The sequence below is a fragment of the Pseudooceanicola aestuariicola genome, from assembly GCF_045763785.1.
GTDB lineage: Bacteria > Pseudomonadota > Alphaproteobacteria > Rhodobacterales > Rhodobacteraceae > Pseudooceanicola.
Map to the genome: position 1 here is coordinate 1 of NZ_JBJGSF010000002.1, position 23,531 is coordinate 23,531.

At 62.0% G+C, this 23,531-nt stretch carries 8 protein-coding genes; 1 reads left to right on the plus strand and 7 read right to left on the minus strand.

Going from position 1 to position 23,531, the window contains the following annotated elements:
* Positions 1-710: 710 nt before the first annotated feature.
* The 3 genes from msrQ to ACI3GR_RS07945 form a co-directional block, all read right to left on the minus strand.
* The gene (msrQ, locus tag ACI3GR_RS07935; RefSeq protein ID WP_407493623.1) at positions 711-1,352 is read right to left on the minus strand and encodes a protein-methionine-sulfoxide reductase heme-binding subunit MsrQ; all 642 of its coding nucleotides are present in this window, start codon (positions 1,350-1,352) and stop codon (positions 711-713) included.
* A 21-nt stretch (positions 1,353-1,373) separates the two neighbouring features.
* On the minus strand, positions 1,374-2,279 hold the full coding sequence (msrP, locus tag ACI3GR_RS07940) for a protein-methionine-sulfoxide reductase catalytic subunit MsrP (protein ID WP_407493624.1): 906 nt from the start codon (positions 2,277-2,279) through the stop codon (positions 1,374-1,376).
* A gap of 95 nt (positions 2,280-2,374) precedes the next feature.
* A complete protein-coding gene (locus tag ACI3GR_RS07945) occupies positions 2,375-3,880 on the minus strand; it encodes an FMN-binding glutamate synthase family protein (protein ID WP_407493625.1) in 1,506 nt (501 codons plus the stop codon).
* Between the two features lie 113 nt (positions 3,881-3,993).
* On the opposite strand from ACI3GR_RS07945, the gene ACI3GR_RS07950 reads away from it, so the two are divergent.
* On the plus strand, positions 3,994-4,437 hold the full coding sequence (locus ACI3GR_RS07950; protein ID WP_407493626.1) for a DUF302 domain-containing protein: 444 nt from the start codon (positions 3,994-3,996) through the stop codon (positions 4,435-4,437).
* On the opposite strand, the gene ACI3GR_RS07955 is transcribed toward ACI3GR_RS07950, so the two are convergent.
* The 4 genes from ACI3GR_RS07955 to ACI3GR_RS07970 are packed head-to-tail and all read right to left on the minus strand — an operon-like array spanning position 4,434 to position 23,451.
* Positions 4,434-4,928, minus strand: a complete 495-nt coding sequence (locus ACI3GR_RS07955) for an invasion associated locus B family protein (RefSeq protein WP_407493628.1) — start codon at positions 4,926-4,928, stop codon at positions 4,434-4,436. The two genes, ACI3GR_RS07950 and ACI3GR_RS07955, sit on opposite strands and share 4 nt — an antisense overlap.
* Entirely contained in the window at positions 4,925-5,467 is a 543-nt protein-coding gene (locus tag ACI3GR_RS07960) for an invasion associated locus B family protein (protein ID WP_407493629.1), read from the minus strand. Before ACI3GR_RS07960 ends, ACI3GR_RS07955 begins: the two co-directional genes overlap by 4 nt.
* Before the next feature lie 12 nt (positions 5,468-5,479).
* Complete coding sequence (locus ACI3GR_RS07965) at positions 5,480-7,135, minus strand: ShlB/FhaC/HecB family hemolysin secretion/activation protein (protein ID WP_407493630.1); 1,656 nt, start codon at positions 7,133-7,135, stop codon at positions 5,480-5,482.
* The gene (locus ACI3GR_RS07970; protein WP_407493632.1) at positions 7,132-23,451 is read right to left on the minus strand and encodes a leukotoxin LktA family filamentous adhesin; all 16,320 of its coding nucleotides are present in this window, start codon (positions 23,449-23,451) and stop codon (positions 7,132-7,134) included. Before ACI3GR_RS07970 ends, ACI3GR_RS07965 begins: the two co-directional genes overlap by 4 nt.
* Positions 23,452-23,531: the final 80 nt, after the last annotated feature.

Consider the following 23,531-nt stretch of genomic DNA (forward strand, 5'->3'; position numbering starts at 1 on the left):
TGTTACCAGCTTATCCTTGACGTTCGAACCTCTGCACATTTTCTCTCCGGCCGGCATGACCGGAGAATTCTGTTTGTTGTGCTTCTGGTTTCATAAGAAACCGGAAACCGTCCAAACAGTGAAGCTGACACTCTATCATCGGCCGGAGCCTAAGAGTGCGAGACTATATGTGCAGTTGTTTGTTCATCGAAATGAACCAAACCGCCCACATATCTCTTCAGATACCATCGATTTCAAATAGCGTAGAGACAAAATCCACCGGAAGCGCCGTCAATCATCTGGCGCAACCCGCGTCACTCATCTCTGTGTGTCTTGCCGTCTGTCCCTTCAGAGCAGCGCTCCGTCGTTCCGTCTGGCGTCCCGTTGGCGCCTCAGCGCCGCCGGTGAGGGGGTATTTACGTCCGGGGCCAAATATCCGCAAGGAGTTTTTTCGAGAAACCGTCATCTTTTTTTCAAAGAAGACGATTATCACGTCATTTCAGATACTTAGAGCTGACGATTTTTCAGCTTCCAGTTCTGTTAGCGTCGGACTTCTGCTCTCGTTCCCGTGAGGAAACCCTACATATTGAGTTACCCACAGGTTTACCCCCAAGAGAGAGCAGAGTCCAAACGGAATCTGCCCCTGCTTCGGGCGATTCACTTGCGATTCACGCGGTGCGATTCATTTTTGGGCAAAGAAAAACACCCGCGCCTTGGCACGGGTGTTCGTTTTATCGTTTCCAGCGTTTCATCCAGTCCGGCACACGCAGCGCCAACAGACCCAAGATGACCGCCATGTAGATGTAGGGCTCTAGCTGAAAGCCTTTCACCAGCATGATGTAGTGAAGCGCCCCCAGTATCACGGCCGCGTAGACCAGTTCGTGCAGTTTACGCCAGCCGGGGCCCAGTTTGCGGACCGACCAATTGTTCGACGTCACCGCCAGGGGGATCAGCATGATGAAGGCCGCAAAGCCGACGGTCACATAGGGACGCTTGATAATGTCGGCGAGTATCTGGGACATGATCTGCACGTCCAACACCAGCCAGATCAGAAAGTGCCACAGGACATAGAAGAAGGTGATGACACCAATCGCCCGGCGAAACTTGATCAGGTTGATGCCCAGATGTTTCCTCAGCGGCGTGATAGCCAGCCCGGCGATCAGAAGCCAAAGCGCCCATTCGCCCATCTGATGTTCCATCCGTTTGACCGGATCGACCCCCAGCTGTCCCATCAGCGCGGCCACGAACAGCCAAACCGGCGGAATGACCGATACTATATATAAAAGCCACGCTGGAACCTTGCGCGCACCTTCATTGATCGGCTGCACAATGCGGTCCTTCAGGGACGGCTGAGCTGTTGTGTCCTGTGGCATCTGGATTTGGTCCTAACGGCCTTAGTAATTCGCCTTGAGGTCCATACCGGCGTAGAGGTCCGCAACCTCTTCTCCGTAGCCGTTGAACATGTCGGTTTCCCGGCGCGATCCAAACAGGCCGCTGCCGATCACCCGTTCCGTGGCCTGAGACCAGCGGGGGTGATCCACCGTTGGGTTCACGTTGGAATAGAACCCATACTCACGCGCGTTGGCATCATTCCACGAGGTGAAGGGCTGTTCTTCCTGCAGGGTGATGCGGACGATGCTTTTGATATATTTAAAGCCATACTTCCACGGCACCACCAGACGCAGGGGCGCGCCGTTCTGGTTCGGGATGTCTTCGCCATAGATGCCGGTGGCCAGAATGGTCAGCGGGTGCATCGCCTCGTCCAGGCGCAGACCCTCGCGGTAGGGCCAGTCCAGAACCGGGTAGCGCAGGCCGGGCATTTCTTCGGGCCGGGTCGCCGTTTCGAAGGCAACGTATTTCGCGCCCGACTGCACGCCTGCGCGTTCCAGCAGGCTGCCAAGCGTAAAGCCGTTCCACGGGATCACCATCGACCATGCTTCAACGCAGCGCAGACGATAAATCCGCTCTTCGATCTGGGCCTTCGCGAGGATGTCTTCCATCTGGTAGTCGCCGGGATTGTCGACCAGCCCGTCGATCTTGACGGTCCAAGGTTCGGTCGTCAGCGCATCGGCGTACCGTGCGGGATCGGTCTTGCCGGTCCCGAACTCATAATAGTTGTTGTAGTTGGTGATGTCTTCCAGCGGGTTCGGCTCAAGCCCCTCGGGGGCGGCCATCGCCGGGCCAGCAATCGACCCCAACCCCAGACCCGCTGCGCCGGCCATCAGCTGGCGTCGGTTCAGATACAGCGATTTGTCTGTAACGTGGTGATCCTTGAATTTGCTTGTCCATGTGCGGGCCATGTCACCCTCCGGTTGCTACTGTCACTTAACAATACGAACTAGAGCGGTGAAAAGTTACGCCAATCACTCGATTGGCATAACCTGTAACATTCCCATCAGAGGTGCAGCTTGTTCACATCGCCCGCATCGGTGTTGGGGCGCAGCTTTGACAGCAGGACGGATTCACCATTGTCCTGCACCACGCGGACATGGCTGCGGCGCATCTTTCGGGGTTCGTTGACGCCGACGGAATGGGCGATCGTTTCGACCTCTTTGATCATCTGCTTGGCGTAATTCGCGACACGTTCGTATTTTTGTTCGACGACCAGCCCGCGCTGCAGGTGCTTTTGGTGCGTGGTGATCCCGGTGGGGCAGGTGTTCTTGTTACACTTCAGCGCCTGAATGCATCCCAGAGAGAACATGAAGCCGCGCGCCGTGGTGACGAAATCCGCCCCGGCGGCAATCGCCCAGGCCACGTCGGACGGGTTCACCAGCTTGCCGCTGGCGACGATGCGGATGCGGTCGTGCAGGCCAAAGCGGTCGCGCAGATCGACAATCCGCAGCAATGCTTCGCGCAAGGGCATGCCCACCAGATCGATCAGCGGCATGGGCGCGGCGCCAGTGCCGCCTTCGCCGCCGTCGATGGTGATAAAGTCGGGCGCATGAACAGCACCGCGTTCAAGGATCTGTTCGAACAGGCTGGCATAGCTGTCGGAGGATCCGATCACGGTCTTAAAGCCAACGGGTTTGCCGGTGACCCGTCGGATATGCCCGATCTGATCCAGCAATTCCCCAAAGCTGCGAATATCGGGATGGCGGTTGGGCGACAGGCTGTCCTGTCCCTCGGGGATGCCGCGGATGCGCGCGATCTCGGCGTTGATCTTTTCCTTGGGCAGGATGCCCCCTTTGCCGGGTTTGGCGCCCTGCGCGATCTTCAATTCGAACATCTTGACCTGAGGCTTCGCCGCGATCTCGCGCAGCTTGTCGTCGCTCAGGTTGCCATCTTCGTCGCGGACCCCGTATTTCGCAGTGCCGATCTGAAAGACGATGTCGCAGCCGCCGGTCAGGTGATAGGGCGACAGCCCCCCTTCCCCGGTGTTCATCCAGATGTTCGCCTTGCCCGCGCCGCGGCTAAGTGCTTCGACCGCAGGGCGGGAAATGGCACCGTAGGACATGCCAGAGATGTTGAAGATCGACGGCGCATCGTAGGGCTGTTTGCAGTAGGGCCCGATGACCAAGGGTTTCGTTGCCGCGAACTGGTCGTCCAGCGGTGGAAAGGCCGAGTTCACAAAGATCGGGGTCCCGGGGATCGAGATGTTGCGCGTCGACCCAAAGGCCACCGTGTTCCCCTGTCCCGTGGTGGAATGATACACCCAATCCCGCTGCGCGCGGTTAAACGGCATCTCTTCGCGGTCCATGGCGAAAAAGTACTGCCGGAAGAATTCGCCCAAGGTCGAAAACAGGTACCGGAACCGCCCGATCACCGGATAGTTCCGGCGGATCGCGTCCTGCGTCTGGAAACGGTCCAGAAAGAACAGCACCAGCACCGCCAGCGCCGCGAACCCGATCACGACCAAAAAAACCAGCGCCAGATATTCTACTGCGGTGCCGACGAATCCCATTACATATTCCCTTGTTGCGATATGTCGCATGGCTCCATGCGATCTGCTCGTGGAAGTTATGGTATATTGTTGCGGCAGCAAGTCACCCTAATTGCCGTAAGGGAGGGTTCATTATGAAAACTTATATCGCCGCTGCCGCCATCATCGTTTGCGCCAGCATCGCGCAGGCCGACGACATGGTCAGCTACACCACCGATCAAAGCTTTGACGACGTCACCTTTGGTCTGGAAAACGCGATCATCGACGCCGGTCTGGTTGTGGATCATGTCAGCCATACCGGCGACATGCTGGAACGGACCCGCGCGGACGTGGGATCGGACGTCGTGATCTTTGAACAGGCGGACATCTATTCCTTTTGTTCGGCGCAGGTGTCGCGCGAGGTGATGGAAGCGGATTGGCAGAACGTGATGTTCTGCCCGTACACTATCTTCGTCGCTGTCCGCCCCGATGCGCCCGATGAAACCGTGATCGGCTTTCGCAGCTATCCGGACGGCGCGATGAAAAAGGTCGAAGCGATGCTGGACGGGATCGCCCGGACGGCCATCGGTCTGGACTAACCGCGACAGGCGGCCTGTGCGCGCAGGCCAGAAGTGACACCCCGCAGCGACACGGCGACCCGCAAGGCGCGGCTGCCCCGCACGGGCACGAAGGCCAGCGTGATCAGGTTGCCGCGACGCAGGCGGGTCAGTTCATCGGCGGTGATCTGTGCCTGGGCCAAGCATTTGTCCGGTCCGCACATCTGCCAGATCAAAGGCACGGCCGTTTGTCGGGAGGGATGGCGATAGGCGATGCCCGCGGCCAGATCGACACCGACCGGCACCCGGGCCGAGATGACCGCCGTGCCTTGGGGTTCCTCATCCAGCCAAATTTCGACCAGTTCATTGCCGGACCGGCGTGACAGAACCGTCTGCGCCAATCGGCACCGTTGGTCGGGGAACTGAACCAGCAGCCAATCGCCAAAGCGGTCGACCTGCTGCGCGGTCAGGCTGGTTCCACCAAGAACCAGCGCCGCCGCGGCCGTCAGGAATGCCCGACGAACCCGGATCACTCGGCCGGTTTGGTGCTGGCAGCCAATGCGGTAAGCCCGTCCTGCAAACCCGACAGGCTAAGCGCGAAAACCAGTGGCTCAGCCCCAAGGCGCGGGCGATAGCCTGCGACCAGACGCTCGGCCGCTTCAAGGCTTTCGGTCTTTTCCGGCGTCAGCTCGATCAGCGCTTCGCACAGGTCGTTGTTGCACGACTGCCAGACGAACCGGGTTTCTTCGGCCTCGCCTTCTGCGGGTTTCATGGCAAAGCCAGCAGGCAGGTAAACCCCGTTCGGCACGCGGGCGATCAGAAACTCCCGATCCCCACTGGCGCTTTGAAAGGCAAGAAGCTCTGCCAGAAAGACATTGTCGGCGCGGCGCACCAGACGCTGGCTCAGGACGCAGGCGGTTTCGTTCACGGCCAAAGCTTCGCAGCTGACGGTCCAGGCGCCGAACCGGGTTCCGTTGGCCACGCGGTCAGGGCTGGCATTCTGGGCCTGTGCGGTGCCGAGGCCTGCGATTAAAAGGGCGAAGCTGGTGCAGAATGTGCGAAAGAATGTCATTTTATCCTCTGATCAGAAGGCAGCAGAAACAGCCGCGCTGATGGTCACTGTGCCTTTGCCACCTGACCCCAAAACGCGGGTCTGCGGCGCGGCGACTTGTACATCGAACCCGACGGTCTGGTTGATCCGTCCGGTCATCCCAACCCCGATCGCGGCAGCGGTGCCCTGCCCGACCAGTGTGCCCCCGGCAAGGTTGAACGCCTCGCCCATGGCGGCGAAGGCATAGGGACGCATGTCCACGTCTTGCCCTAACCCGCCAATGGATTGTGCGCTTTCGATCTGGGCGCGCAGCCAATAGCCCCCCGGCCCGGCCGAGATGCTTTCGTCATAGCCCGGCACGATCTGTGCGGCCGTAACGGTAAAGTTGTCATGGGCCGGCAGGTTGGACGTAATGGGCACTTGGAAGGCCCCGGCCATCACGGCAACGATGCCTTCGCTGATCGGGCCACGCCAATCCAGCGATCCGTTGACGCGTGCGCTGCCGATGTTCGTCCCGCCAGTGACGCGATCGGAATATTGCCCCGCGGTCACGCCAAGCGCCCAGCCAAAGACGCCATCACCCGCAGCCTGCTGGCTGGTCAGCCCGATATTGATCGCCGCGCCGCGCTGGTCCGAGGTGGTGACACCCGCCAGCTTGGCGCTTTCGTCATACACGTCCAGCGCACCCGTCAGATACAGGCGGCGGTCGTCGGACAGGGCCAGCGGATGCGAATAGGTCACCGTCGCGCCCAGTTTCCGGCTTTCGCGCGCAGGCGCCGCCGTGACGCGTCCGCGTTCGTAATTCAGCACAACGCCCAGCCGGTCGCCCCCGGGGCTGACGACGGTGCTGTAAGACAGGGTCAGGCTACGCGTCCCTTCTGTCACGGTGCCGGCCAGCGACAGCGGATCATTGCGCCCAGTCAGCGAATTGCGGGTCACCCCGAAGGACAGGCGCGCCTTGCCGTTCGTCTGGCTGACATAATTGTCCAGTGCGACGTAGCCGGTAACGGGTTTGATCGGCGGATAGGTGATGGTCAGATCGGTGGTGCCGACATCCGCGCCGGGGGCGAATGTCGCGTCGGCCTGCAACCCATCGGTCCAGCCAAATCGTTGTAGCTGCGATGTCAGGCGGCGCGTATCGGCCAGTTGTCCCGGCGCGAACCCAAGGCGATATCCCAGATAGTCGTCCGACAGGCCCGGCGCATTATAGATGACATTGCCCAAGCGCGCCTCGATCAGGCGCATGCGGATCGTGCCGCCCTGCGCGTTTTCGACCACCGCCTGGGCGAGGCCGATGTTTTCCCGCACATAAAGCGCGTTCACCGCATTCTGAAGGTTTGCCAAAGTCGCGTTCGTGGCGCGCTGACCGACGAAGGGGGCGACGGCGGCTTTGACCTCTTCAGAGTTCAAATAAGACGTCCCGTTGACGAATTGCACGCTGCGGATGCGGGGGATGACCGGTGTCTTAGGCTTGCGCGGTGTGGCGGCCGTTGCCTGCTTTGTGGCCGTGGCAGTAGCGGTGGACTGTGCTGCTGTGCCGGGCGCGGTTGCGGCTTCTTCGGCAAGGGCCTTCGCCTCATCGGAAGGTTCAAGGGCCTGCGCGGCCCCAGGGCCAGCCGTCCAGACTGCCAATGCCCCGGCCAGACAGATCAGCCTGACCGTGACGGCGCCCGAGTGTCCAGAATTCATCCTGCCTCTTCCTCCGGATCGTCTTCTTCTCCGGCCTCTGGGTCACTGCTCTGGCCCGGGCCGGTTCCGGGGGTACCCTGCCCTATTCCGCCGGCGCCGTTAAGAATTGTTATGGTCGGACCGGGAACTCCTCCTCCACCGATGCCATTTTGACTCAGATTTGGCCGGCCCGGGGCGAAGAATGGTGTCGGTCCGGAGAAGAGAGGCGGAGGCGATCCGCCCCCAACAGGCGCAAAAATGGGGTTGGGGCCGGAGCCCGTGTCGCCGCCAGAGCCAGTGTCACCACCAGACCCGGTATCGCCGCCAGTCCCAGTGTCACCGCCAGATCCGGTATCGCCGCCAGTCCCAGTGTCACCGCCAGATCCAGTGTCTCCGCCGGACCCGGTGTCTCCACCAGAGCCGGTGTCGCCGCCAGACCCAGTGTCACCGCCAGACCCAGTGTCTCCGCCCGATCCAGTGTCTCCGCCGGACCCAGTGTCTCCGCCAGAGCCAGTGTCACCGCCAGACACGGTGTCGCCGCCCGACCCAGTATCGCCACCCGACCCAGTGTCACCGCCAGACCCAGTGTCTCCACCAGACCCGGTGTCACCGCCGGACCCGGTGTCGCCGCCAGACCCGGTGTCACCACCTGACCCAGTGTCACCACCCGACCCAGTGTCACCACCCGACCCAGTGTCGCCGCCGGACCCAGTGTCGCCGCCAGACCCAGTGTCTCCGCCAGCTTCGACAATCGTCAGCGTTCCCGGTGGGGCGGCCGTCATGTCGCGGTAACTGCCGGGGGTCAGCAGGAAGGTGCCCTCTGGCAGCGTCTCTTGCACCGCGCCCGAGGGCATCAGTTTGTAGGTCACCTTATTCCCATCCAGCGTGCCGTCGTCGCGCAGGCCGACCGATCCGATGTTGATATCGCCCGTGGCGTTGATGGTGACGCCGCGGGTTTCGGACAGGACGTAATCAGCGAACAGGTTGCCGTTCAGGTCGGCCAGTGTGATCGCGCCGCTGGCCCCGATGGCTGCGCCCGCGACGTCAATATCGCGGATATTCAGATCAATCGCCCCGTCGAAGGCATGGGCAGAGAACTGGCCAGCGTTCAGTGTGATGATGTTACCGGTGATATCGCCCGCAAGCGCGGTGACGATCACATCACCGAACGCGCCACTGAAGCCGCCGGTCGAGGTGACCTCGGCATCCGTGAACTCCAGATCGAACAGACTGACCAGATCGATCAGGCCGCTGCCGCGGTTTTCAAGCCGTTCGATCCGCGTGCCCGCCGAAGTCAGGATCACATGCGCGTCGCCCGTATCAACGGTCAGCGACAGACGCTCGACCGCCATGTCGAGGCCCGCAGGCCCGGGCGCGTCGATGGCCCCGGCATAGATTTGCGTCAGCGCATCGGCAAAGGCGGCGGCGATGCGGGTGCGGTTGACCTCGGCCGTCGACAGAACCTCGGTGGCCGAGATCAGGATCATCGGGCGATCCGGGTCGCCGCCGACCGTATTGACCGCCGACAGCACAAGGTTGTTGGACGATGTCAGGGTGATCGGCCCGTTGTCTGCATCCACCACCGTCATCGGCGCCATGGTCAGGTTGCCGGCAAGGCTGCGCAGGATGATTTCTCCTCCGTCGCTGGTCACGTCGGCGTTGACGTTCAGCGCGTTCGCCCGCACCTCGATCAGCGCGCCAAGGCTTTCGACGTCGTTCAATGTCAGCGGGCCGGTGAACTGGGTCGTTGCCTTAACATAGATGCCGGTGCCCAAGGCGCCGGTCGAAAGGCTTGCGATCTCGTACCCCTGCGGCCGCGCCCCGGTGAAGGCGGTCGAGACACCGTATTTCCCGTAAAGCGTCAAGGACGCAGGCAGGCTAAGGCCGTCGAAGGTCAGCGGGGCACTGCGCCCCTGACCAATGCTAAGCGCGGCAATATCCAGCGTACCGACCGCGCCGTAAGAGCCGTCCAGAACCGCACCGTTCGCGCGGATCACCATGGTATCGGCGATGGCGTTGGTCAGCGCGACATTGCCCAGCTTCGTCGCCAGCGTCGCCTTTTCGCCTGCGATGACCTGACCAATCGTGATCGCGCCGCCGCCCGTGGTGGCCAGCGTCATGCGTTCGGCGATAACGGCGTTCAGCGTGATGGCTTCGGCCGTGACGATGTTCAGATCGCGGTCGCCCTGCAGCACGATGGTCGCGCAGGTGGCACAGCCGTCCTGCGGCTGGACCTTGCGCGCAAGGATCGTCAGATCGCCCGCCAGCGTGGTCTGGAACGGCGCGGCCAGCGTTACGTCGCCGGTGGACAGCAACGCCAGATGGTCGACGTCATAAAAGATGCCTGCGCCCAGCGTGATATCGGCTGCAGGGCCGATCGCCGCCAGACCCAGCTGGCCTGTGCTGATCTCGGCGCTAGTTGCCAGCTCTACGCTGTCACGGGCGATGATGCGCACGCTGCCTTGACCGTTGAACGCCAGTTTTTCGACCAGAAGCGGGTTCACGTTGGCCAAGTAGATGTCAGAGGTCGCGGTCGCGCCTTCGAACTGCTGCATCACCAACGTGGCCACATCACTGGTGCCGCCGTCGAAATTGGTGACGATGTAATTGCCCGCGCTGCCTAATGCGCCACCGACCTCGATCCGGGCTTCGGTGCTGGCGGACATGTCCAGCGCAAAACCGTCGCGGCCCGTGACGTCCCCCGACACGACCACGACCAGATCGCGGCCTGCGTGCATCGCCGGAATGGCAGGATAGGAGGCCGGGTTGGCGGGCGCCTCATTCGTATTGGCGGCGAAAAGATTGGCCCCGGCAAAGCTGCTGCCGACGGTGTCCAGAATGGGCTGCAAATCGTGGGCCAGCCCAGTTTCAGAGGTCGGCACGCCAAGGCTGATCAACAGCTCATCGGTCTGTTTCTGCTGCGGGTTGCCGGTCAGCGGGCTGACACTTTGACCACCTGCAGCCACCCCGTTGAACCCGTCGAGAGAGGCGTTCAGGGCCAGTTCGATCGCCGCCATGTCATCGGCGACTTCGGGGGTGAAGAGGTCAGCAAGCATCGGATCGCTGATACCGGCCAGCGTCAGGTCACCGTCAAAGACCCGCAGCTTGGCATCGTTGATGGCAGAGCCGAAGATGCCAACCGTCACGTCACCGCTGACCACACCGACGTTCGCCATCCCAAGCAGCGTCACCGCCGACAGATTCCCCGCCCCGCCATACATCTCTAGATCTAGCCGGTTGCCTTCCTGACCGATTTCAATGCCCGCGAACATCACCACGTTGTCGGCCAGAATGTCAGCGTAGGGATCGGTGTTCGCATCATGGATAGACCCGGTCAGGGCCGACAGAACGACGCCGTTGTCCGAGAATATCTCGGATACGCCGATGTTGCCGCTGGGGGCTGTAATCCGGACCGCCCCGTCAGAGCGGGCGACCAGACGGCCACCTTCCAACTGGTTCAACAGGATCGGGCCACCCAATGCGCCGATGCCGCCCGTCCCGGCCTCTAGCACGATGTCGGTGCCGGACACGCGGCCATCGGTACCCGCGGCGTCGTGCATCATGATGCCGCCGCCGGTTTTCACGCGGACATTGCCGCTGCCCACGACGGCGGCCAAAGCCAGATCACCTTCGGAGCCAAGGAAGACATCGCCCGTCGCCGCGGCAATCACGTGGCCCGAGGCTTCGATATCCAGATCATCGCGCTGCGCGACATGAATAAGGTTGGGACCAATAGCAATGTCCTGCTTTTCCGCCGTCCACAGTGCCAGCAGCGCGGCGTCATCCAGCGGCGCGTCACGGTCGATGGTCAGGTCATCCAGATTGGCCCCGATGTTGCCCGCCGAGGCAAGGTTCACGTTCACGCCGCTGACATTCGCGGCCTCGACCACCGGTTCGGTATCCGTCACGTCGAGGACCAGCGATTTGCGCAGGCCGCGTTTCAACTGTGCCTCGGTCCAGTGCAGCTGACGGCTCAGGTCTTCGATCACCTGCGTGCTGGCGGTGTAGGTGTAATCCGGGTCGTAGGGTTGTTTGAAATACAGCGGGTGCAGGCTGTGGAACCGGACGGTCGCCTCGTCTTCCAGCACGTCGATCTGCGCATCCGTCAGGCCAGTCATCGCGTACATGGCGCGGGTGCCTTCATCGAAGGTCACCTGATAGGCCGGGTCATAGTCTTGGACGACATATTCGCCCTTGTCGTAGCTGAGCCGCTGGTTCCAGTAGTCGAAATATTCGGTCCGCTTGGTTTCTTCATAGCCCGCGATGACGGCGTCCAGACGGTCCGTTTCCGCCTCACCATCGGAATTCACGGCACGCAGGCCCAGTTCATCCCAAAGATCATCCAGCAGGTTCTGTTCGACGCGGCGGTCGATCACGGCAGTGGTGTCGGCATCTTCGATCGACGCGAAATCGGCCAGCAAGGTGACATTGCCGGACGCGCTGGCGACGGTGCCCAGTGCTAGCGTCCAGTCGCCGTACTGCCACAGGTTAATGTCGAACCCGGCGCTGGCGTCCAGATGCGTGGTCCGCATGGTCAGCGGCGCATCCAAGGCCCCGATCGCGCCAGAGGTCGCGGTCAGTTCCAGACCGTTGGGCGCAAGGATCAGTTCCGTCGCATAGAGAGAGTTCTGATGCAGCAGGATACCGCCCTGCGCGACCAGTTCCATTTCGCTCAGGTTGCTCCAGGCGCGCAGCAGCTCCATATCGCCGGTCTGCTCTTCGATCAGGACGTGACCGTCGGCGACCACATCAAGACCAAAGCCCGGCGCCTGATCGATCTTCATCGTATTCTTGGGCGTAAAATCGGCAAAGCTGCCAAAGCCCGGCAGGCCGCCAGTGCTGGCAACCGTCCCGTCCGCAAGGATGATAGAGTTCGAGCCGTAAGCCGAGCCTGCCGTGTACATGCGACGCTGGCCGATGTCGCCCGCAGCGGTCAGTTGCAGGCGGTTGGTTTCAAACGGATTGGTGTTGGAGTTGGTGTAGATCGTGCCTTGAGCCGAGTCGACGCGGGTCACGCCGTTGCGGTTGTAGACCGATCCGCCAAAGACGATATCGCCTTCTGAAAACACCTCCAGCAGGCTGGTGTCGTAGCCGTGAAAATCGATTTCAATCGGGCGGTCAGCGGGAATGTAGTGCACGTTATAGCTGGCATCGGTCGAGGCCTGGAAATCCAACCGGGTGTACTGGCCCAGATCCTCGTCATAACGCCAATTGTTCTGCCAGCTGTGTTCGATGGCCGCGTCTAGAACCTGCGACCGGTCGATAAAGGCGTAGGTCTCCGGCTCTAGCCACATTGCGGTTTCGTGGCTGATCCCGGCAGGAAGAATGGTGTCGAGGAAAGCTTCAAGCGCGGTTTCTTCGCCCAGCACGACATAGGTTTCGACGATGGGGTCGCCGTCTTCGTTTTGCATGTAACGGACGTTATTCAGCGACGTATGCTCATGCTCTGTCGCGACGACTTCGATCACGCCGTTTGCATTCATCTCACCGAATTCACGGTAAATCTCGTAGTCCGTCGTGCGGCTACCAGGGTTGGTGTCTTTCAGATCATATGTGCCGTCCAGACGCTCTTCGATATCGTTCAGCAACATGATCACGCGCCACGGCTGGTCGATCGTGTATTCCGGCACGGCGTCCGTGGTGACGACGTTCAACGCGGTGCCGTTATTGACCGATTTGGTCACGGTACCATCGGCGGCCTGCGTAAAGGTTGTTTTACGGAACCCGCCAAACAAAAAGCTGTTGGGCTGGTTCAAATCGGTGATCGAGATCTTGGCAACCGACCCGTTGTCATAGCCGGTCGAGATATCGTTGAAGACGATCGGAATGGTGGTTTCGTTGACCAGATTAATCTTGGCATAGCCAGACGCCGCCGACAGTTTGCCGCCGCCGGTCGAAATCACGCGGGCCACGATGTCGATCAACCCGCCCTTGGCCACCACGGGGTCAACGACGATAGTTTCGGCAACGGTGTCATAACGAACGAAGACATTGCCTTCGATCGTGGGCACGGGGTGCTGGCCGAACAGGACTTCACCCGGCGTCTCTCCCAACCCGTCAGGGCTGTAGAGGTCGATGATCGTGTCAGACTGATCGACGAAATTCAGCAGATCGGGCAGCCAATCGTGAATTTCCATCGTGTAGTCGGTAATGCCCGATTGGATCAGACCCGAGATGTTTACCGACCCGGTGGCATAGATATGCACGCTTCCCGACGCGATGATGGCGCTGTCGCCGGCGTCGACCTCTTCGGTGTAACCCGCGCATTCGGTGCCAAAGCAATCGCCTGCCGGATGGTTCAGTTGATCAAGGTAGAAGAACGGCGCGTAGGACGAAATCGGCGCGCCGCCCAGATTTTGCAACGCGTCCGGATCAGAGCCGACCAACAGGAAATCCCCGCCGGATTGAATGTTCACCTCGGCCGCGTCGACGGTGGCGTCCATGATTACGATGTCACCGTCGGCGGTGAACAGATCGACCCGACCGCGCAGGTTGGTGATGTCACCCGTCACATACAGATCGCCACTGATCCCGTTTTGATTGGCGTATTGGTTGGAAATCGCGATCGAGGTTTCCGCCGCCACGCCCACGTCTGCGGTGGCCAGAATATCCAGCGCAACGTCCGGTGGCGTGTCGTCTTTGTAAGACCCGTGCTTTTGACCGATCACCGTGGCGCGGATGTCGGCCAGCGTGTCGGCCTCGGTCACGACGATATCGTTCAGCGTCACCAGCCCGCCGCCGCGATAGGGGATCGTTGCTTCCTGCACTTCGATGATGGCGGGGCCAGAGTTCACGATCTGGATCGTCGCATCCCCGTGCGACAGGATGCTGCCCGTGCCGGTCAGAATATCGCCCGTGGTGATGACGTCCCCGGCCGAGGCATAGGCGCTTTCGATCAGCAGTCGTCCGATGGTGTCGTCGCCCAATTCGGCCAAAGTCGCCTCTAGCCGCGCCATCAGGGCCAGCGTCACCTCGGCCTCAGCGGGTTCGGCGTCTTCGAGGCTGTCGTTCAAATCTTCCAGCTGTTGTTCCAGATCCGAGACGAGGTCGTAGCCTTCTTCCCAAGTTGCGACGATGCCGTCGGTCAGGGTGCTAAGGTCGATCCCGTCATTATCGGCGCGCAGGTACTGGTAATAGTTGGTCCCGGCTTCGACTTCGCCGTTCACCTCGATCAGGTTGCGGCTGCGATCGGCGGTGGCGCCTACTTCAGTGTCCAGCGTGACCTCGTCCGCACCGACCAGCGACCCGAAGAAGTTCACCACGTCTTCGGCCACCTCATCATACAGATCAGATGCGATGCCATAGGCGTAGACATCCGTCGTCCCCGCGCCGGTGTTCAGCCGCAGGTCGTTGGAAGACCGCACCTCTGCCCCGTTGCGAACGACGATGCGGTTGACCTGATCCAGCGTCGAAATGGCGACCGGATCCTTGGTCACCGGAAAGACCGTGGCGTTCCAAATCCGCAGTTCGGCATCGACATCAAACGCCTGTTCGCCGCCATCCGGGCCCCCGGCGGCCATGCGCACTTCGCCCCGGTTCGCGATGATCTTGGCACCGGACTGGATGTTTATCAGCTGGTCGCTGTCGATCCGCGAAATCGCCTCGGCATAGGGGCGGCCAGCGATGCCATAGACGTTGACGTAGGCTTCAGTCGATACGTCCGCCTCGGTCACGACGGAAAAGTCGATGTCGCGTTCGGTCAGGATATCCGCGTTGCCGATGGTGATACCGGTATTGCTTTTCTCAAGGTCCACCAGCGTCCGGGCCGAGGGCGCCAGAAGCCCGCCGCCCGTGTCGATCTTGACGCTATCGATCAGGTCATAGGCCGAGGTGACGGCCATCCGCACACCCGGCAGCGTGCCGGTATCGCCCGCCTGATTAAGCACCGCGCCCGAGGCCACCGTGATATCCGCATCCACGTTGACCCGCGTTTCCGTGTCCAACGACGTGCCGCTGGCCAGACCGGCAGACCCGATCTTGCCGGAGTACCCGGGGTCCAACTTGTCGATGTCGGTGGTGACCGACATGTTGTAGCGCTTGGCCGTGACCGTGCCGGACACCGTGATGTCGCTGTCGGTGGTCACATCAGTGTCGATCAGGGTCGCGCCCGCTTCGGCGATACTGGCGCTGGCACTGTTGGCTTGGTTCTGCACATCGACGCGACGCAGGGTGTTCATCGTCAGCAGCCGTTCGACCACCAAATCGTCGCCCGCGTTCAGGGTGACGGATGTATCGCCAGTCACATCCAGATCAGCCTTGGACGCATAGACGGTATAGACGCCGCCGCGACCCGAGGTGCTGTCAACTTCCACATCGTCCAGCGACGTCGCATCCAGCCGCAGAACGTCCCCGATATAAGCCGCTTCTGTCAGGGTCAGCGTCAGGTCGGCGTCGGCGTCGTGATCGGCAAAGACATGGTTCGCGCCGCCCGCGTAAAAGGCTGCCGTGACGCCAAAGCTGTCCGCCAGAATGGTAGAGTTCGTCGTGGCGCTTAGGTCTGCATCGCCACCGATCAGCAGGGCATCCAACGTCAGGTCTACGGTCACGTCCGAGGTGTTGATGACCCGCGTTTCCGCCCCGCCCAAAGACGCCGCCCCTGCGACCGATGCCGACCATGTGCGCGCCGTCACGTCAGAGGCGGTGCTTTTGGTTTCCCCTTCTGCGTCGCGGGCCTGAACGGTCAGATCGTCAGCGCCCAGTTGCGCGCCATCTGCCAGGATCTCGACGTCGGATTCGCGCACGGCCTTGGCGAAGGTCAGGCCCACGGCAGCCAGTTGCGACAACGCCGCGCCGGTGGCCTGCGAATTCACTCCGCCCGCGCTGAAGGCGGTGATGGTCATGTCGCCGATACTGGTCAGGCTCGCGCGGTCCAGATCGATTGTGGTCAGCGACAGATCCTCGGCCAGAACATCGACGCCTGCCGCCGCCGCCAGCGCGCCGCCCGCAGCGCCCCAGCCCAAGGCTTCGACTTCGCCGGTGCGCTTCGCCTCGATCACAAGGTCATTGGCGAAGATTGCCGTGGGGTTGCCGGTGGCGCTGATGTCGAAATCCACGCCGACGGTGCTGTCGTTGCGCGCGGTGGCAAAGACCGCGCCCGCCGCCACGGCCCCGACGCTGGCGCTGTCGGCCTTGGCGCGGGTGGCGCTGTCTTCGCGGGCGCGAATGGTGACATTGGGGGTGAACCCCAACGTGCCATAGATTTGCGTGTTGGTGCCAAGCGTCACGGTGACATCCCGGTTCGCGTGGGTTTCCGCGACGGCGGCGGTCAGGCCAATCATCCCGCCGGCCCCGGCCACGGCATAAGGCGTGCCGGTATCCAGCGTCGATCGCGCACGGGCGGTGACTTGCGACCCCGCCTTCAGCGTTGCGGAATCGGCGAGCGTAACTTTGACAGTCGTTCCGGCGCGCAGTTTCGTCAGGCCGCCCGCAAAGGCCCCCGTCGCGCCAGAGGCGGCCCCCGCGCTTAGGTCCAGCAGCCCGGTTTCATCCGCCAGAACGCGCAGGGTGGTGCCCGCAGAAACGGTGGATTTGGTGTCGACCCGCGCCTCGACCGTGTCCGGCACCACGTCCAGCGCGTCGATCTGCGCCTGCCGCGCGGCGACGCCTTCGGCCAGCAATTCGGTGGTGCGGCTGTCACCCAGACCATAGGCCCCGCCTTCGCCCATAGCGTCGGGGTCGTTCAGGTCGTCGTTCAGCGTGGCATAGAATTCGTCGGTGTTGTCGTCCTGCGTGCTGCGGCCAAAGGCGATGATCGTTGCGGCCGCCTGAAAGCTAAGGCCGCCGCCGCCGATCGACACGGTGTTCACCGTCATGTTGCGTTCGGCGTTGGCCGTGACGTCAACGGTCGTGTCTGCCGTGACATCGGCGTTGGTGGCAACCTCGGCCAGTACGGTGTTGCCGCCTTTGAACGCCAGCAGCGATGCACCGATAGCCACCCCGCCGCCCGACCCGTTGCCCACGGCCGAGGTCTGGTTGAACACCTGCGTGGCGTCGACCAAGACCGAGCCTGCCGTCAGATCGGTGTAATCGCCGATACGAGATTTCACGGTCTGATAGCTTTTGACGATCTGGAACGCGCCGGTAATCGCCGCGTATGTGCCGCCGCTGCCGCCGATGACCGTGCTGTTCAGCGTCAGGTCAGAGCTTGCTTTGACATCCGCCGCCCCGGTCGTGGTGATCAGCGAATTGGTGATCGTGCCGCCGTCTTTCACCTCTGCCGTGACGTCGTCGTCCGCGCGCAGGCTTAGCACCATGCCGCCCACGCCCGCTTGGCCGCCGATGTTCACGTTGACGGCGGTCTGGGTCAGGGTGCGATCGGCTTCGGCCTCAATCAGCAGGGATCCGGCGTCGATATCGCTGATGTCGACAAAGGCGTGGGTGTCGGACGTCGCCTTGATAACCTGCACCACACCCGCGACCGAGAAGTTGGCCCCCGCCCCAAACGAGGCGGAGGTTGTCGTGATCTGATCCGGCGCTAGTGCCTGAACCGTCACAGCGCCGTCAGCCGTGACGGTGGTCGCCGTCATTTCTGCGGTGGTCGTCTTGTCCAGCGTGATGGATTCGATATCTGCGCCGCCCGTGCCCCCGCCCGACACCTGTGCGATAAAGGACATCAGGTCGATATCGGTGTCGTTGGTGGCAAGGATATCCAGATCGGTCGCGCCGACTTCGGACCCGATGATCGAGGCCAGAACCGAATCCCGGACGACCAGCACCGGCACCTGCGCCGAAATGGCGGCGCTGCCAGAAGCGCTGGCCGACATCGCCAGAACTGACAGGTCGGTGTCATTGTCCGCCTCGACCACCACCTGATTTTCTGCGGTCAATTCGGAATTCTGGCTGACAAGCGCTTCGGTCACCGAAGACGAGCGGATGACAGAGACCGAGATCCCGAAGGCCGCATTCGCGCCACCGGCCAGCGAAATCGTTGGCAGCCCCAGTTGGCCAAACAGACCTTCGCCGCCGCCGCCAAGGGCACCGAAGTCGACGCTAGATTTGGCTTCGACAAAGATCGACCCGCCGGCGTCAATGGTGCTGTCGGTCACCAGTGTGCGGGTCAGCTCTTCGCGGGTGACCAGTGCGATGGATCCGGTGACGCCTGCGTCCAATCCTACGTTCGCGCCTGCCGCGACCGCCCCGACGTTGCGGTCGGACCAAGACCGCACGGTGGTGTCGGTGCCCGATGTCAGGGAAGAGGCGTCGATCACCGCTTCGGTCACGCCGGCCAGCTTGACATCGGCAATCGCCGCCCCGGCCCCCGCTTTCAACGCGCCGCCACCCTGAAGCGTCACCGCGTGCAACCGCGCGTCCTGTTCGATTTCGATCTCGATCTCTTCGTAGGAAAGGATGGTGGTGTTCTGAACCAGCGCCTGCACCAACGACCGCTGCGATGTGGCCGAAATAGCCGCGATCAGCGCCCCGCTGGCCGGAGAGCCGCCGCCCGCAAGACTGACGCTTAGTCCGGTGCCCGCATCATCGGCAAAGATGTCGATGGTGTCGCCAATGATCGTGGCGTCAGACAATTGTGTCAGCGTCGCCGCGTCCATGTCGACAAGCGTGACGGTGGCGCCAACGGCCTCTGCCCCCCAAGCGGCCAGAGCGATCCCGCCGATGGCCGAGGTGCGCGTGGTATTTTCCGCCCCGATATTGATGCCCGTCCCGGTCAGGATGACGTCCGACACGCTGGCTGCGGTCATCTGGTTCTGACGGCTATGCGAAATGGACGCGCCATAGGTCGTGTCGCCGGCCTGAACACCCATGGCGATGGTATGGGCGCGGGCCGCGTTTTCGGCATTGATGGTGATCTGGTCGGCGTCCAGCGACGCGTTGCCGGTATTGCTGTAACTGCCAGCCGATCCATCGGCCAATTGTGCCTCTGCCACCAGCGCGCCGCCGATGATAACCTGGCTGAAAGCCGCGCCAAAGCTTTTGGCTTCGGTTGCAAAGCTGGGGCTGTTTGCGATCTGGGATTTGAATTCGGTCAGCGCCAAGGATGCTTTGAAGCCAGTGCCGATGACATCCACCGCCGTACCGTAAGCTTCCCCCACCGTTTCAGGCCGCAAAGAGAAATCGATGCCTTTGGTCGTGATATCGTCGATCGAGAAGAACTTGTCCGTCACCTGAATGGCATCGGACACAAGACCCGCCTGAAGCTGACCGGCCACCCCGACACCCATCCGGTTATCGCGCGCTTCGACATCGACTGTGTTGGCAGTGGGGAAGCCATCCATGTTCAGCCGCGCCGCGATCACGCTGTCGCGGTTCACGGTCGGGTCCAACGACGCGCCGCCAAGGGCTCCGGCCTCGGTATAGGCGGTTACGAAATGGTCGCGCACGCCTTCGGCGGCCTGCCGCGCGTCCTCATCCCGGTTGGAGCCTTCGTCCAGAATGGCCTGTGCGCTGTCCTTGACCTCGGTCCCTTCGGGCAGGGTCCCCAGATTGATATAGGACATGGAGCCAGAGAAGCTCAGCTCTCCGGAGGAACTGGCGCCAAGAGAGACGTCCATCGCCTTGGTGTTGTTTTCGGCAAAGACCTTAAGCTTGCCCAACCCGTCGCCTGCAATCGGGTCGCCGAAGTATTCACCGGGAAACTCAGGGTCAAAGCCGAATTCAGGATCAAAGCCAAGCTCAGGATCGAAACCCAATTCGGGATCAAGACCAAGCTCCGGATCGGGGCCGTAGATCCAATCCTTGATAACCGTCGAACCATAAAGTTCGGCCGTGGCGGTCGTTGCGCCGCCGACGAGCACAGTGCCAAGGGCGACCCCTGCCCCCTGATCGGAATTGGCGTTGGTGCCCTGCATCAGGATGATGCTGTCGTCGCGGGTCGCTTCGACTGCGAGCGAATTCTCGATCTCGACGACCGGTGCACCGTATGGGTCCAGATTGTTGAAATAGGCGGTCACATCCCGATCATCGACCACCATTGAGCCGAGGAGCGCACCGCCGAACTTTTCTTCCCCCTCGACCCGTCCGATCGAAACCGTTGACGCATGCGTGGCGCTAATCGCTTCAACGGAAACATTTTCGACATTGCTGAAGAAACCCGCGCCTTCGATCACCGCCGTGGTGTCACGGCGATACGCGTCATAGGACAATGCCCCGACGCCCATGTTCGCATCACTTTTGGCGCTGGCATTGGCGACCACCTGCCGCCAAGTCTCATCCCGCGCTTCGACATATGTGTCAGACGTTTCGTTCCAGTTGCCGTAATCGCCCGGCACTAAAAGCGCCTGCACCGACCCGGAGGAGAAGAGGAACGCCCCGGTGATCGCCCCCTGGATGCCCGTCTCACCTTCCAGAGACCCGTTGCGCACAGCTTCGGTTTCGATGCTGGTTTTGGACAGGGCAAGGATGTTAAGCGCGCCGTAGTCATAGTCCGGGTCGAAATAGCTGCGTCTGGTCGAGCTGATAGAGCTTACCTCGGCGATCACGTCCGAATTGTATTTCGTCGTGACCATCCCATAGTTGCCCGCGCCATGTTCCGCCTCGACCTCGGCTTCGGCTTTCTGAACATTGGCCAGTTCGACCTCTTCCAACGCGTTTAGGTACAGCCCGTCGATTGCCTGAAAGTAGGTGTCAAGGATCGCGTGTGTGGTCCAATTCGTGCGCAGCCAGCCAAAGGCTACGGCAAGGCTGTCGCCCGTGCCGGTTTCCTGTTCGGCGCGCAGCGTGCCGGTCAGGGTTGCGGAAATGTCGACCTCCGGTGCGCCATAGGCCGCAAAGCCATCGGCATCGGCCACGGTCTGGCGGGTATCATCGACGAAGGTGACCGTGCCGCCACGGCTGCGGTTGGCTTCGGTGTCGTTTTCCACCCGCGCGATATAGCTGCTGTCGCCCAGATCAGTCGTGGCACGCAGCGTGGCGGTGACATCCGCGCCCGCCTCACCATCCGACGGAAAGAAGGACGCGCTGGTCAGGTCGCGGGTGTATCCATAGCGGAGGCTGTCGTAGGTGCCGCTGCCAAAGTCGGCTTGGGTCGTGGTTTCGGACCGAACGGCAACGACGGACGCGCCGTTTATCAGGTCACCAAAGCCCAATCCTTCGGCAATATTGCTGCGAAGATCGGCGACCGCAGCATCCATAACGGTCCCGTCCCAACCGCCTGTGGCAGGCGACCCGGACAGATCGAAATCCCCGGTTTCGGCAAGCACCGTGTTCTGGTCATAGATTGTATCAGCCGTGACGCTGATCGATTTGTCGTCGGTCCTGACCTGCACGCCCAAAGCCGCGCGGGTGGTCGAGACTTCGAAAGACCCCGCCAGCGCCGTGCCAGTGCCATCACCATTCCCGCCCGAGTGAGCGACGACCGACACGTCCTTGGTGGATTTCGCCGTCACCTCGACCGTGCCGCCGGTTTCAATGTCGTTGAAACCGTAGGGCGCGTTGGGGAAGGCCCGCGCGCCATAGCCGGAGTCCGCGACAACCGCCTCGGCCTTGGTTTCGCGGATCGATGCGGCGATGGCAGTATGTTCCGGCGACTCGGTGCCGCCCGCCTCGGCGACAAGGTTCACCGTCTCATGCGTCTGGGCATCGACGATCAACTTGCCGCCCGCGACGATGCGGCTCCGTTCGACGTGGGTTTCAGCCTCGGTCACGGTGCGGGACCAAGCAAAGGCCAGCGTCTCATCCGCCGGATCCTGATCGACGGTGGTGGTGGCCGAAGATCGAATTTCGACCCTGTTCTTGGCGATCAGGGTGCTTCCGTACACCTCGGTCCGCGCCTTCGCGGTGACGTAGGCGCCAAGGTTGAGGCTGTCGATATCGGACAGGATCGCCGACAGGGCCGTGTCGTAATCCGCCGCCTTGTTCGCGATCCAATTGTCCAGACGCGCAACGCCCGTGGTGCCGATGGTGTCGTTGACGTAATCCGTCACGGCACCCGGTGTATCAAGGATGTCATCCGTCGACGCTTCGGCCAGCAGCGTGACGGTTTTACCCCAGATCAAAGCCTCATCGACCGAGATCGAGGCGGTGCCAATCGGCACGATACTTTGCGCGACATCGACCCAATCGACCTCATGCGCCCACAACAGGATATCCCCGCCGGCAAAGGCGCTGTTATCGGAAAAGGCCAATAGCCGCGCACCTGCGCCGATGGTGATTTCTGGCGCGTCGAACAGAATATCACCTGAGGCCCCGGTCGAGGCCATGGTGATCGCATCCCCCGTGGTGACCGGGGTGACGTTATATGTGCGGGTCGAAATGGTGACGCCGGGATCAACCTCGATCCAGTCGGACACCTGCACGATGTAATCCGCGCCCATCGTGAACACGTCCGCCGACAGGGTGAAGGTCGCCGGGTCGATGAAGACCGTGCCGCCGTCGCCCATTGCGGACCATGCCATCAGGTCGCCGCCCAGTTCGACAAGGTTCTTGGCCGAGAACTCAACAAAGCCACCGTCGCCCTCACCAAGGGCCGCCGCCGAGACGACCGCGCCGCTGCCAAGGTAGGCGTTGTTGTCGGCAAACAGGATCGCGGTCCCTGCGTCGTCGGCGTTCAGGCCTTCGACCTCGACCAGCGCGCCCACGTCCATGCGGATGTCACCGCCCGCACGGATATCAACCGTACCGCCCGCGCTGGGCCCCCCCGCGCGGACCTTAGCACCGGGCGCCATCCGCACATTGCCACCCGCCTGCAAGCTGACCGAGCCTAAGTTCACAGCCCCCGCCATCTGGCTGTGACGCGCCCCGGCTGTGACCTGCCCCGAAATCTGGATGTCCCCGCCAGTCCGCAACCGGACGGATGTATCGCCGTGCACCTGCCCGTCGACGGTTATCCCCGCCCCGGACTGCGGCGCTGTGCCGCCAACCAGCGCGCTGACATGGCCGGTGCGCGGCGCGCCGTTTTCGTCGAACATGCCATCGGCAAAGCGTTGCGTCGGCGTGGACATGCCCACACCATTGGCCACCACACGCCCGCCCGGCCCCACGGTGAAACCGTTGGGGTTGGCAAGGTACATGTTACCGCCGGTCTGGCCATTCTGAACACTGCGCAGGGTGCCGTTGATCTGGCTGCGCGGACCGTTCACAAGGTTGACCGTGCCCGCCATGCCAGTGGGCACATGGACATTGACCTGTTGGCCCGAATTCACGTTCAGCTGCGAAAAGCTGTTCACCCCGTACCCGCCCGAGGTCGTCCCGGTCCGCACGTCCAGCGTGGCTCCGGGGCCCGTCACGGTTGTGGCTGTCCGACCGTCGGGAACGACTTGGGACAGCGCGGCAGATGTGGGGGCAAGAGCAAGAGTCACCGACAGGAACGCGCAATACGCGGTCCGCAGCATCACAGGATGCGAGTTCCCGGGCACGGGAAAATAGGCCCCAGTCAAACGCGTCACTTCTTAACATCCCCAGGTCAGTGTCCTTTTGTGACCGGGGGTCCCCCAAAAAACATCGTACAAACGTCCGATAAACCGCT